General features: G+C 73.7%; 10 protein-coding genes. 8 read left to right on the top strand and 2 right to left on the bottom strand.

The genetic code is table 11. The annotated features are described in order from the left end of the window. Positions 1-58: 58 nt before the first annotated feature. The 8 genes from CNQ36_RS27695 (at position 59) to CNQ36_RS27730 (ending at position 9171) form a co-directional block, all read left to right on the top strand. Complete coding sequence (locus CNQ36_RS27695; protein WP_121547990.1) at positions 59-1246, top strand: inositol-3-phosphate synthase; 1188 nt, start codon at positions 59-61, stop codon at positions 1244-1246. A gap of 212 nt (positions 1247-1458) precedes the next feature. Then, positions 1459-2655, top strand: coding sequence for an SCO3242 family prenyltransferase (locus tag CNQ36_RS27700; protein ID WP_398489964.1), 1197 nt, complete (start codon positions 1459-1461; stop codon positions 2653-2655). Next, positions 2652-3731: a sugar phosphate isomerase/epimerase family protein gene (locus CNQ36_RS27705; RefSeq protein WP_121547992.1), complete on the top strand. Its 1080-nt coding sequence runs from the start codon at positions 2652-2654 to the stop codon at positions 3729-3731. Before CNQ36_RS27700 ends, CNQ36_RS27705 begins: the two co-directional genes overlap by 4 nt. Then, positions 3728-4468, top strand: coding sequence for an EboA domain-containing protein (locus CNQ36_RS27710; RefSeq protein ID WP_121547993.1), 741 nt, complete (start codon positions 3728-3730; stop codon positions 4466-4468). The genes CNQ36_RS27705 and CNQ36_RS27710 overlap by 4 nt, the downstream gene beginning before the upstream one ends. Beyond that, a complete protein-coding gene (locus CNQ36_RS27715; protein WP_121547994.1) occupies positions 4468-5316 on the top strand; it encodes a TatD family hydrolase in 849 nt (282 codons plus the stop codon). Before CNQ36_RS27710 ends, CNQ36_RS27715 begins: the two co-directional genes overlap by 1 nt. Positions 5317-5319: 3 nt before the next feature. Further along, positions 5320-6489: a metabolite traffic protein EboE gene (eboE, locus tag CNQ36_RS27720; protein WP_121547995.1), complete on the top strand. Its 1170-nt coding sequence runs from the start codon at positions 5320-5322 to the stop codon at positions 6487-6489. Beyond that, a complete protein-coding gene (locus CNQ36_RS27725; protein ID WP_121547996.1) occupies positions 6486-7865 on the top strand; it encodes an alkaline phosphatase family protein in 1380 nt (459 codons plus the stop codon). The genes eboE and CNQ36_RS27725 overlap by 4 nt, the downstream gene beginning before the upstream one ends. Before the next feature lie 115 nt (positions 7866-7980). After that, a complete protein-coding gene (locus CNQ36_RS27730; RefSeq protein ID WP_121547997.1) occupies positions 7981-9171 on the top strand; it encodes a sugar phosphate isomerase/epimerase family protein in 1191 nt (396 codons plus the stop codon). An 81-nt stretch (positions 9172-9252) separates the two neighbouring features. Here CNQ36_RS27730 and CNQ36_RS27735 read toward each other — a convergent pair whose 3' ends face one another. Then, a complete protein-coding gene (locus CNQ36_RS27735; protein ID WP_163013381.1) occupies positions 9253-10632 on the bottom strand; it encodes an OFA family MFS transporter in 1380 nt (459 codons plus the stop codon). A gap of 122 nt (positions 10633-10754) precedes the next feature. Continuing rightward, positions 10755-12899: an acetate--CoA ligase family protein gene (locus CNQ36_RS27740; protein WP_121548620.1), complete on the bottom strand. Its 2145-nt coding sequence runs from the start codon at positions 12897-12899 to the stop codon at positions 10755-10757.

The raw sequence follows: 12899 nt of genomic DNA on the forward strand, positions 1-12899 counted from the left end.
CCGCTCGTCCCCCCTCCCGGCGCTCGCACCAGGTTCGCGTACGACAAGGAGGCTGCCCATGTCCGCCGAACCGTCCCTCCCCACCCCCTCCCCGGCCCCCCGCCACGGCGTCTGGTTCATCGGTGCGCGCGGATCCGTCGCCACGACCGCGATCGCCGGCTGCGCCGCCGTCGCCGCCGGACTCCACCCGCCGACCGGCATGGTCACCGAGACCGATCCCTTCACCTCGTGCGGTCTGCCGTCGTTGTCGTCGCTCGTCTTCGGCGGCCACGACACCGTCGACTGCCCGCTCCCCAAACGCGCCGAACACCTCGCCGCCGGCGGCGTCCTGCCGCACGGCCTCCCCTCCGCCGTGCACGCCGAACTCGTCGCCGCCGACCGGGAGATCAGGCCCGGCGGCCCCCTGCCCGGTGACACGGACGGTGACACGGACGGCGGCCCGGTCCGCGGCGACGACGACTGGATCGACGTGTTCGCCGCCGACATCCGCGACTTCGTCGCCCGCCAGGGCCTCGCGGGCGCCGTGGTGGTGAACGTCGCCTCCACCGAACCCGCCCCCGCCGACGGCTCGCTGCCGCCCAGCTCCCTCTACGCGGCGGCCGCCCTGCGCGCCGGCTGCCCCTACGTCAACTTCACCCCCTCCACCGGCCTGCACCACCCCGCGCTGGCCGCGCTCGCCGAGTCCTCGGGCCTGCCGTACGCGGGCCGTGACGGCAAGACCGGGCAGACCCTGCTGCGTTCCGTGCTCGGCCCGATGTTCCTGCAGCGCGCCCTCGCCGTGCGCGCCTGGTCCGGCACCAACCTGCTGGGCGGCGGCGACGGCGCGGCCCTGGCCGACCCGGCCGCCGCGGCGGCGAAGAACGCCGGCAAGGAACGCGTCCTCGCCGACACCCTCGGGGCCGCGCCCGAGGGCGAGGTCCACATCGACGACGTGCCCGCGCTGGGCGACTGGAAGACCGCCTGGGACCACATCGCCTTCGACGGCTTCCTCGGCTCCCGGATGATCCTGCAGACCATCTGGCAGGGCTGCGACTCGGCGCTCGCCGCCCCGCTCGTCCTCGACCTGGCCCGGCTGGCCGTCCGCGCCCGGGAGAAGGGCCTGACCGGTCCGCTGGGCGAACTGGGCTTCTACTTCAAGGACCCGGTCGGGGACGGTCCGTCGTCACTGGCCGAGCAGTACACGGAGCTGAAACGCTTCGCCGGCCGCCTGCGGGACGACGCCGAGACACACGAGGCACACCGATGAGCCCCGCGACCCCGGGCGCGCAGGACGGGCCCGCGCCGGGCGGGCCCGCGCGGAACCCGGCCGTGCGCGGTACGCCCGGGCCGTCCGCGCACATGCGGGCCGTGCGCGCATCGGCCGAGGGCTCGCGGGACAGGCCCGCGCCGGGCGATCCGAAGCAGGGGGAGCTCGCGCAGGACATGTCCGTGCAGGGTAGGCCTGGACCGTCGGCGCACATGCGGGCCGCGCGCACCTCGGCCGAGGGCTCGCGGGACAGGCCCGCACCCGGCGACCCGGAGCAGGCTGGACCCGTACAGGACGTGCCCGCGCAGGGCGTGCCCGTGCGCGGTGGGTGGGCGGCGGGTGGGGCGGCTCAGGGCGTGTCCGGGCGGGGGGCACCCGTGCGGGGTGGGCCCGCACCGGCGGACGGGCCGCTCCCCGGAGGGGGCGCACCGTCCCGTGGCGGCGCCGCCTCCCGTACCGTCCGGCCCCGCGCGGTCGCCTGGGCCGAGTTGCTGCGGGTGCCCGCGCTGTTCACCGTTCCCGGCGACGCACTGGCGGGTGCGGCGGCGGCCGGGGCGCGTCCAGGCCCCCGGACCCTCCTCGCCATCGGCTCCTCCCTCTGCCTGTACGAGGCCGGTATGGCCCTGAACGACTGGGCCGACCGCGCCGAGGACGCCGTGGAGCGCCCGCACCGCCCGCTGCCGTCCGGCCGCATCCGCCCGGCCGCCGCCCTCGCCGCCGCCGGTGCCCTCACCGGCGCCGGCCTGGCGCTCGCGGCCGGCGCGGGACGTCCCGCCCTCGCGGTGGCCGCGCCCCTGGCGGCCACCGTCTGGGCCTACGACCTCGCCCTGAAGCACACGCCCGCCGGTCCCGTGGCCATGGCCGCCGCCCGCGGACTCGACCTGCTCCTGGGCGCGGCGGCCACCGGCGGAGGCACCCGCGCGGCGCTCCCGTCCGCCGCGCTGCTGGGCACGCACACCCTCGCGGTCACGGCCGTCTCCCGCCGGGAGACCACCGGCGGCTCGGCCCTGGCCCCGCTGGCGGCCCTCGCGACGACGGGGGCGCTGACCGGTCTGGTGACCCGCCGCCGCACCCGACTCCCGGCAGGCCGGCGGGCAGCAGCCGCCCCCGGCCTGCCGGGCCCCGCCCCCGCCGGGCGGCCGCCCGTAACCTCCGGCGCCCTCGCCACCGCCCTGGGCGCCGCCTACGCCGCCACGGCAGCCCGCCCCTACCTCCACGCCACGCTCAACCCGTCACCCCCGCTCACCCAGCGCGCGGTCGGCGGCGGCATCCGCGCCACGATCCCGCTCCAGGCCGCGCTCGCCGCCCGTTCCGGCGCGGCCGCCACGGCCCTCCTGGTCGCGGCCCTCGCCCCGGCCGGACGGATGTTCGCGAGGCGGGCCGGCATGAGGAAGGTGAGCATCACATGACGCGGACCCCGGACCAGGGCGCGAGCGGCGACGGCACCGCCGATCCCGCGCGCCCGGAGACGAGCGTGGACGGACGGACCCCGGCCCAGGACACGAGCCGGGACCTGACCGGCGGCCGGGTCCGCCCGGCGCGCCGGAACCCGGGCGCCGACCCGGACCGCGAGCAGAGCCGGAGCGCCGGCGCCTCCCTCCGCTTCGGCTACGGCACCAACGGTCTCGCCGACCTCCGGCTCGACGACGCCCTCGCCCTCCTCGCCGACCTCGGCTACGACGGAGTCGGGCTCACCCTCGACCACATGCACCTCGACCCGCTCGCCCCGGACCTCGCCGCCCGCACCCGCCGGGTCGCGCACCGGCTGGACGCGCTCGGGCTCGGCGTCACCGTGGAGACCGGCGCCCGCTATGTGCTCGACCCCCGCCGCAAGCACGGCCCGTCCCTGCTGGACGCCGACCCGGACGACCGCGCCCGCCGTGCCGGCCTCCTCGTACAGGCGATCCGTGTCGCCGCCGACCTCGGCGCGCACGCCGTGCACTGCTTCAGCGGCGTCGTCCCCGACGGCACCGACGAGGACACCGCCTGGAAACGCCTCGCCGAGACGCTCACCCCGGTCCTCGACGCCGCCACCGCCGCCGGCATCCCCCTCGCGGTCGAACCCGAACCCGGCCACCTGCTCGCCACCCTCGCCGACTTCCACCACCTGCGCCGCACGCTCGGCGACCCCGAGCCCCTCGGCCTCACCCTGGACATCGGCCACTGCCAGTGCCTCGAACCCCTCCCTCCCGCCGACTGCGTACGCGACGCCGCCCCCTGGCTGCGCCACGTCCAGATCGAGGACATGCGCCGAGGCGTCCACGAACACCTCCCCTTCGGAGACGGCGAGATCGACTTCCCGCCCGTCCTCGCGGCCCTAGGCGCCACCGGCTACCAGGGCCTGACGGTCGTCGAACTGCCCCGCCACTCCCACGCGGGCCCCCACTTCGCCGCCCGCTCCCTGCCGTTCCTCCACCGCGCCGCCGCCTCCGCCGCACCGCACGGCGATCCCTCCGCAACCCCCGAAGGGAGCAGAACCCCATGACCCGCCCCCGCGCCACCCCGGAGGCAGACACCACCGGCGACCGGGCGACCCCCGGTGACGGCACCACCCCCGCGCTGATCCCGCCCGGCGAACTGCGCCGCCTCCTCTCCGCGCGGCTGGGCGGAGCCGCCCGCGCCTGGCTCGACCAGGCCCTCGACGAGGCCGCCGCCCACCCCGGCACCCACGGCCCCATCTCCGTGTGGGAACTGCGCCTGGCCGAGGCCGGCCGGCGCTGCGGCCCGGCCCACGCCGACGCCGCCCGCGTCCTCATCCTGCACGCGGCGCACGCCGACGCCGACGCCCTGACCCGCGTCTACTTCCAGGGCACCGCCGACGAACGCCGCGCCGTCCTGCACGCCCTGCCGCACCTCGTGCCCGGCCGCCCCGACGCCCTCCCGCTCGTCGAGGACGCCCTGCGCACCAACGACACCCGGCTCGTCGCCGCCGCCCTCGGCCCCTACGCCGCCCGGCACCTGGACGCCCACGCCTGGCGGCACGCGGTGCTGAAGTGCCTGTTCACCGGGGTCGCCCTCGACCAGGTGTCGGACCTGGCCCGGCGCGCCCGGGGCGACGGCGAACTCGCCCGGATGCTCGGCGACTACGCCGCGGAGCGCACCGCCGCCGGCCGCCCCGTCCCGGCGGACCTGCACCGCGTCCTGGCCCTCACCGAGTCCGCCCCGTCCGCCCCCGCCGCCCCGCCGCGCGGCCCGGACGACCCCCACGGCAAGGAGTCCTGATGCGCATCTTCGACCCCCACATCCACATGACGTCGCGCACCACCGACGACTACGAGGCCATGTACGCCGCGGGCGTCCGCGCCGTCGTCGAACCCGCCTTCTGGCTCGGCCAGCCCCGCACCTCCCCGGCCTCCTTCCTGGACTACTTCGACTCCCTCCTCGGCTGGGAACCCTTCCGCGCCGCCCAGTACGGCATCGCCCACCACTGCACGCTCGCCCTCAACCCCAAGGAGGCCAACGACCCCCGCTGCACCCCCGTCCTCGACGCGCTGCCCCGGTATCTCGTCAAGGACAACGTGGTGGCCGTCGGCGAGATCGGCTACGACTCCATGACCCCCGCCGAGGACACCGCGCTCGCCGCCCAGCTGCAGCTCGCCGCCGATCACGGCCTGCCCGCGATGGTGCACACCCCGCACCGCGACAAGCTCGCCGGCCTGCGCCGCACCCTCGACGTCGTCCGCGAGTCCGCCCTGCCCGCCGACCGGGTCCTGGTCGACCACCTCAACGAGACCACCGTCGAGGAGGCCAAGGACAGCGGCGCCTGGCTCGGCTTCTCCGTCTATCCCGACACCAAGATGGACGAGACCAGGATGGTCGCCCTGCTGCGTGAGTACGGCCCGGAGCGGGTCCTCGTGAACTCCGCGGCCGACTGGGGCAGAAGCGATCCGCTCAAGACCCGCAAGGTCGGCGACCTGATGCTCGCCGAGGGCTTCACGGAGGACGACGTGGACCGGGTGCTGTGGCGCAACCCCGTCGCCTTCTACGGGCTCAGCGGGCGGCTGGAACTCGACGTCACCCCGTCCGGCGCCACCCACGAGGGCAACTCCATCCTGCGCGGCGGGGCGTGAGCGATGCGCTTCCGCCACCCCGACGGCTCCACCGTCCACCTCGCCTACTGCACCAACGTCCACCCCGCCGAGACCCTCGACGGCGTCCTCGCCCAGCTCCGCGACCACTGCGAGCCGGTCCGCCGCCGCCTCGGCCGGGACAGGCTCGGCATCGGCCTGTGGCTCGCCAAGGACGCCGCCCACGCCCTGGTCACCGACCCGTCCGCGCTGCGCGGACTGCGCTGCGAACTCGACCGGCGCGGCCTCGAGGTCGTCACCCTCAACGGCTTCCCCTACGAGGGCTTCGGCGCGGAGGAGGTCAAGTACCGCGTCTACACACCGGACTGGGCCGACCCCGAGCGCCTGGAACACACCACCTCCCTGGCCCGCGTCCTCGCCGGGCTGCTCCCCGACGACGTCACCGACGGCAGCATCTCCACCCTGCCCCTCGCCTGGCGCACCGCCTGCGACGAGCGGCGCGCGGAGACCGCACGCACCGCCCTGCGCACCCTCGCCGAACGCCTTGACGCCCTCCAGGAACTGACCGGACGCTCCATCCGCGTCGCCCTGGAACCGGAACCCGGCTGCGTCGTCGAGACCACCCGGGACGCCATCGCCCCGCTCACCGCGATCGCCCACGACCGCGTCGGCATCTGCGTCGACACCTGCCACCTCGCCACGTCCTTCGAGGACCCGCACACCGCCCTGGACGACCTCACCCGGGCCGGGGTGCCCGTGGTCAAGTCCCAGCTCTCCGCCGCCCTGCACGCCGAACAACCCCACCTCCCCGAGGTCCGCGAGGCCCTGGCCGCGTTCGCCGAACCCCGCTTCCTGCACCAGACCCGCACGTCCACCGCCGCGGGACTGCGCGGCACCGACGACCTCGACGAGGCGCTGTCCGGCGACGCCCTGCCCGACGCCGGCCCCTGGCGCGCCCACTTCCACGTCCCGCTGCACGCGGCCCCCGCCGCGCCCCTCACCTCCACCCTGCCCGTCCTGAAGTCCGTCCTGACCCGGCTCGTCGGCGGCCCGCACCCGCTCACCCGCCACCTCGAGGTCGAGACCTACACCTGGCAGGCGCTCCCGCCCGAGCTGCGCCCCCGCGGCCGCACCCAGCTCGCCGACGGCATCGCCGCCGAACTCACCCTGGCCCGCGACCTGCTGACGGACCTCGGCCTGAAGGAACTCCCATGAGCGACCCCACCCCCCTTCTCGTCCTGGACGTCGTGGGCCTCACCCCCCGTCTCCTCGACCACATGCCGCACCTCAAGAGGCTCGGCCAGTCCGGCTCCCGCGCCCCGCTCGGCACCGTGCTGCCCGCCGTCACCTGCGCCGCCCAGTCCACCTTCCTCACCGGCACCATGCCCTCGGAGCACGGCATCGTGGGCAACGGCTGGTACTTCCGCGAACTCGGCGACGTACTGCTGTGGCGGCAGCACAACGGTCTCGTCGCCGGCGACAAGATCTGGGACGCCGCCCGCCGCGCCCACCCCGGCTACACCGTCGCCAACATCTGCTGGTGGTACGCCATGGGCGCCGACACCGACATCACCGTCACCCCCCGGCCGGTCTACTACGCTGACGGCCGCAAGGAACCCGACTGCTACACCCGGCCGCCGGCACTGCACGACGAACTCACCCAGGAACTCGGCACCTTCCCCCTCTTCCACTTCTGGGGCCCCGGCGCCGACCTGGTCTCCAGCCAGTGGATCATCGACGCCACCCGCCACATCATGCGCACCCGGCACCCGGACCTGACGCTCTGCTACCTCCCGCACCTCGACTACGACCTGCAGCGCTACGGCCCCGACGACCCGCGCTCCCTCCGGGCGGCCGCCGACCTCGACGCCGCCCTGGCCCCGCTCCTCGACGACGCCCGCGCCGAGGGCCGTACCGTCGTCGCCCTGTCCGAGTACGGCATCACCCGCGTGAACCGGCCCGTGGACATCAACCGCGCCCTGCGCCGCGCGGGCCTCCTCGAGGTGCACACCCAGGACGGCATGGAATACCTCGACCCGATGGCCTCCCGCGCCTTCGCGGTCGCCGACCACCAGCTCGCCCACGTCTACGTGCGCCGCCCCGAGGACCTCGACGCCACCCGCGCCGCCCTCGACGGACTGCCCGGCATCGACGTGCTCCTCGACGACGAGGGCAAGAAGAGCCACCACCTCGACCATCCCCGCGCCGGCGAACTCGTCGCCGTCGCGGAACCCGACGCCTGGTTCACCTACTACTACTGGCTCGACGACGACCGCGCTCCCGACTTCGCGCAGCTCGTCGAGATCCACCGCAAACCCGGCTACGACCCGGTCGAACTCTTCATGGACCCCCTCGACCCTTACGTCAAGGTCAAGGCGGCCACCGCACTGGCGCGCAAGAAGCTCGGCATGCGCTACCGCATGGCCGTCGTGCCCCTGGACGCCTCACCTATCAGGGGCAGCCACGGCCGCCTCCCCGCGAGCGACGACGACGGTCCGCTCCTCATCTGCTCCACCCCCCGCGCCGTCGGAGACCGCGTCGCGGCCACCGACGTGAAACAACTCCTGCTCCGGCTGGCCGGACTCGGCTGACGCACCACTCGGCGCGGCCCCACGAATCCGACTACCGAGAGTGAAACACACGGCACTGACAACGGCCGGTCCCGGCGGGACCGGAACCGGCCACGACCGAGAAGGCAGGCCACCCGTGACCCTGAACCCCGACCTCTCCCGCACCGAGGACACCACCGGCGGCGGCCCCGACGAGGGACTGCGCCGCACCCTCGGCGTGGACCGGCGCCGCTTCCTCAGCACCTGCACCGCCGTCGCCGCCGGGGCCGTCGCGGCCCCCGTCTTCGCCGCCGCCCCCGCCCTGGCCCAGGACCGCGGCAGAGACCACGGCCACGACCGCGGCGGACAGGTGCTCGTCCCGCCGCACAAGCGCGGCATCATCCTCTACACCGTCCGTGACGCCACCGCCCGCGACCCGCTCGCCAGCGACCTGCCCTCCGGCTTCCGCGAGGTGTTCAAGCAGCTGGCCCGCCACGGCTACCGCCAGGTGGAGTTCGCCGGCTACCGCCAGCACGCCAACGCGCCGGGCGGCGACAACCTGGAGACCGTGCAGGGAGCCAGGCTGCTGCGCTCCTGGCTCGACGAGCACGGCCTGCGCGCTCAGGGCAACCACGGCTTCATCCCGCCCTCCTGGCCGCTCACCACGGCGGACCTGGACACCTTCAAGAAGCATCTCGAGATCGCCAACATCCTCGGTATGGACCACATGGGCACCGGCGGCGACCCCACCGGCAGCTCCTACCGCGCCGACTGGGACGTGGCCGCCGACAAGTGGAACGCCCTGGGCGCCATCGCCCGCCGCGAGGGCATCAAGCTGTACACCCACAACCACGACAGCGCCTACGGCTTCCTCCTCGACGGAGGCCCGCTGGACGACCAGGGCCGGCCCACCCGCAGCTCCGGGATCCGGAAGCTGGAGTACTTCCTGAAGGTCACCGACCCGAAGCTCGTCTGGCTGGAGATGGACATCTTCTGGGCGCACGTCGCCCAGTACAAGTTCCACACGTACACCGCCCACGACGGCGCCAGCCGGAAGAGCGTCTTCGACCCGGCGGGCCTGGTCGCCCGCAACAACAAGCGCTACCCGCTGTTCCACGCCAAGGACGGCGTGGTCAGCACGACCAACGGCATGGGCTACGACATGGTGCCCTTCGGCACCGGCGTCATCGACTACACGACGTTCTTCTCGAGGGTCGGCCAGCGCAACTACCGCAACCCGATGGTCGAGGACGACAACTCGCCGAGCGCCACCGACCCCGCGCAGTCGCTGCGCGAGGCCAAGATCAGCTACGACAACATGGCGGCCCTGCGCAAGCGGCGCGGCTGACCCGGAACACGGACCGGGCGGCCCCTCCCATGCCGCGGGAGGGGCCGCCCGGTCCGTGCGGCGGGGGAGGGCTTCGCCGGATCATCCCTCGCCGAGCGGGCGGGGGTTGGGCGTGACGCGCCTGTCCCGGTCACGTCCCGGTGGCCGCAGGAACAGCGCCACGATCCCGGCGAAGATCGAGATGCAGCCCGCCAGGGTGAAGGCGCCGTTGTAGCCCCAGGCGCCGACGACCACGGCCCCCATGCCCGCGCCCAGCCCGGAGACGAGCTTGGAGCTGTACACCATCCCGTAGTTGGTGGCGTTGTTGTTCTCGCCGAAGTAGTCCGCCGTCAGCGCCGCGAACATCGGGAAGATGGCCCCGCCGCCGAAGCCGGAGACGGCGGAGAAGAACAGGAACAGCGGCAGGTTCCCGATCTCGGCCGACCAGATGATGCCGAACTGGGCGAGGCCCAGGATCGCGCACACGTGGAGCAGGCACTGCTTGCGGCCGTAGAGGTCGGAGAGCCAGCCGATGACCCCGCGTCCGGTGCCGTTGACGATCGCCTTCAGCGACATCGCGGTGGCCACGACGCCCGCCGCGAAACCCGCCTCCTCACCGATGTCCACCTGGAAGGCGATGCCGAAGATGTTGACGCCCGAGGTACAGGCGAGACAGAACCACATCAGCGCCACCCGGCCGGTCCGCCAGGCCTCCATCGGGGAGTACTGCTTGGTGGCCGGGGGGTTCTTCTCCAGCGAACGCCGTGCCCGGGGGTCGTCCGGCGGGTTCAGCGGGTCGACGGAGGCCGGCCACCAGTTCTTCGGCGGGTCCCGGAAGTAGAAGCCGGCGAGAGCCACCGTGGCGGCGAGGAACACACCCGCCGAGACCAGCACCCAGCGGAAGTTGGAGCCGTCCATGTAGCCGTGGAAGATGAAGACGAACGGCACCGAGCCGTAGGCGAAACCGCCGTTGACGAAGCCCGTCTTGCCTCCCCGGCGCTCCGGGTACCACTTGCCGACCATGTTGACGCAGGTCGCGTACACCATGCCGGCGCCCATGCCGCTGAACACGCCGAAGCCGATGAAGGCGACCGCGACGTTCGGCGCGTACGCCAGGGACAGATAGCCGAGCAGTGTGCCGACCGAGCCCAGCATCATCGCCCAGCGCGCGGGGAGTCTGCCGTTCTCCCGCAGCCGCCCCGCCGGGAAGGCGACCGCGGCCTGGCAGAAGATCCAGGCGGTCATCATCCAGTAGATGCTGCCGCTGGACCAGTTGTGGGCCTCGTGCAGCGTGCTCTCGGCGGACGCGAACGCGTACTCGGCGGAGGAGATGCCCATCATGCCGATCCAGGGCAGGATCACCATCCACTTGCGTTTGCGCCCCATGATGTCGATGTCGGACTCGCCCACGCGGTAGACGCGTCCGTTCCTGTCGGTCACCTCCCGGTGGATGGCGACCCGTGTGACATCGGTGGTTGTCATGTCGTTTGCACCCCTTGCGTCGAAAGTTCTGGCCAGCGCCCCCTGTCCAATGCCTTTCGTGTGCGCTCGGGACCCGGGGCCGGCCGACGCGCACCGCCGGCCGGCCCCCCGGTTCGCTCACCTCATGAACCGCCCCCCAGCACCCCGGCCGCGCGCGCCCAGCGGTACTTCGCGCCGAGCACGGCCACCGGCCTCTCGGTGGTGTACGGGTACGCCACGACACCGCGCTCGAAGAGGTACTGGCACGCCTCCTCGACCTCCACGTCCCCGGCGAGCGAGGCCACCACGGGCTTGGAGATCCCGCGTTCCCGGAACTCCGCCACCACCCGTGCGGTGAGCTCGGCGAACACCATGGGAGGAGTGACGATGGTGTGCCAGTAGCCGAGCACCAGCGCGTGGATGCGCGGGTCCTCCAGGCCCAGCCGGATCGTCGCCTCGTACGTCGACGGCGGCTCCCCGCCGGTGATGTCCACGGGGTTGCCCGCGGCCCCGAACGGCGGGATGAACTCCCGGAACGCCGCGTCCAGATCGGGCGGGATCTCCATCAGCGACAGCCCGTTGTCGGTCACCGCGTCCGACAGCAGCACCCCGCTGCCGCCGGCCCCGGTGATGATCACGACGTTGTCGCCCCGCGGAGCGGGCAGCACGGGCAACGCGCGCGCGTACTCCAGCATGTCGTGCAGACCGGGTGCCCGGATGACGCCCGCCTGCCGCAGGATGTCGTCGTACACGGCGTCGTCGCCCGCCAGCGCCCCGGTGTGCGAGCCCGCGGCCTTCGCGCCCGCCGCCGTACGCCCGGCCTTCAGCACCACGACCGGCTTTTTGGGCACGGTCGCCCGTGCCGCCTCGACGAAGGCGCGCCCGTCCTTGAGGTCCTCCAGGTGCATCGCGATGCACTCGGTGTGCGGGTCCTCCCCGAACCAGGTCAGCAGGTCGTCCTCGTCCAGGTCCGACTTGTTGCCGAGCCCGACGATCGCCGACACACCCGTCTTCGTGGTGCGCGCGAAGCCCAGGATGGCCATCCCGATGCCGCCCGACTGACTGGTCAGCGCGACCGGTCCCTTGACGTCGTACGGCGTGCAGAACGTGGCGCACAGGTCCTGCCAGGTCGAGTAGTAGCCGTAGATGTTGGGCCCGAGCAGCCGCACGCCGTGCCGCTCGGCGATCGCCACGATCTCCTCCTGGAGCCCGTGCTCGCCGGTCTCCGCGAACCCGGAGGGGATCAGCACGGCGTTCGGGATCCTCTTGCGTCCCACCTCTTCGAGTGCCGAGGCCACGAACCTGGCGGGGATCGCGAAGACCGCCACATCCACCTCACCGGGAACGTCGGTGACACTCTTGTACGCCTTGCGGCCCAAGATGTCATCGGCCCGCGGGTTCACCGGGTGGATCTCCCCGGCGAAACCGCCGTCGACGAGGTTGCGCATCACCGAGTTGCCGATCTTGCCGGACTCGTTGGACGCGCCGATCACCGCCACCGAACGCGGCTGCATCAGCCGGCGCATCGAGGCGAGGATCTCCTCGCGCGAGTAGCGCCGCCGCTCCTTCGGCGTGCCGGTGGAGAGGATCACGCGGATGTCGGCGGCGACCGCGCCGTCCGCCGTGGCGATCACCGGGTTGAGGTCCACCTCGGCGATCTCCGGGAAGTCGGTGACGAGTGCGGAGACCCGGCGGATCTGCTCGGCCACCGCCCACCGGTCCACGCCCGCCCGGCCCCGCACGCCGCGCAGGACCTCCGCCGACCGGATGGAGTCCAGCATCGACAGCGCCTCGTCGGCCTCCACCGGCGCCAGCCGGAAGGTGACGTCCTTGAGCACCTCGACGAGCACCCCGCCGAGCCCGAACGCCACGACCTTCCCGAACGTCGGGTCGGTGACCGCGCCGACGATGACCTCCTGCCCCTCCGGCAGCAACTCCTGCACCTGCACGCCGTCGATCCGGGCGTCCGGGGCGTACGCGCGCGCGTTCCCGACGATGCGGCAGAACGCCGCCCGTACCTCCGCGGCGCCCTCCACTCCGACGACCACACCGCCGGCGTCGGTCTTGTGCAGGATGTCCGGCGACACGATCTTCATCACCACCGGCCCGCCGAACCGCGCCGCGCACGCCACGGCCTCGTCGACGTCCGTCGCCAGTTCCTCACCGGGTACGGAGATCCCGTACGCGTCGGCGATCACCTTGCCCTCGGGCGCGGTGAGCGCGGTGCGCCCCTCGGCGCGCACCGAGTCCAGCAGCGCACGCACCCGCGGCGCCCGGTCCTCTGCCAT

It is taken from the genome of Streptomyces fungicidicus (assembly GCF_003665435.1).
In the GTDB taxonomy this organism is placed as follows: Bacteria; Actinomycetota; Actinomycetes; order Streptomycetales; family Streptomycetaceae; genus Streptomyces; species Streptomyces fungicidicus.

Excerpts from the sequence above, each read along its gene's own strand:
- CNQ36_RS27710 (WP_121547993.1), top strand. The coding sequence starts at position 3,728 with ATGACCCGCCCCCGCGCCACCCCGGAGGCAGACACCACCGGCGACCGG.
- CNQ36_RS27695 (WP_121547990.1), top strand. The coding sequence starts at position 59 with ATGTCCGCCGAACCGTCCCTCCCCACCCCCTCCCCGGCCCCCCGCCAC.
- CNQ36_RS27700 (WP_398489964.1), top strand. The coding sequence starts at position 1,459 with ATGCGGGCCGCGCGCACCTCGGCCGAGGGCTCGCGGGACAGGCCCGCA.
- CNQ36_RS27715 (WP_121547994.1), top strand. The coding sequence starts at position 4,468 with ATGCGCATCTTCGACCCCCACATCCACATGACGTCGCGCACCACCGAC.
- eboE (WP_121547995.1), top strand. The coding sequence starts at position 5,320 with ATGCGCTTCCGCCACCCCGACGGCTCCACCGTCCACCTCGCCTACTGC.
- CNQ36_RS27735 (WP_163013381.1), bottom strand. The coding sequence starts at position 10,632 with ATGACAACCACCGATGTCACACGGGTCGCCATCCACCGGGAGGTGACC.
- CNQ36_RS27705 (WP_121547992.1), top strand. The coding sequence starts at position 2,652 with ATGACGCGGACCCCGGACCAGGGCGCGAGCGGCGACGGCACCGCCGAT.
- CNQ36_RS27740 (WP_121548620.1), bottom strand. The coding sequence starts at position 12,899 with ATGGCAGAGGACCGGGCGCCGCGGGTGCGTGCGCTGCTGGACTCGGTG.
- CNQ36_RS27725 (WP_121547996.1), top strand. The coding sequence starts at position 6,486 with ATGAGCGACCCCACCCCCCTTCTCGTCCTGGACGTCGTGGGCCTCACC.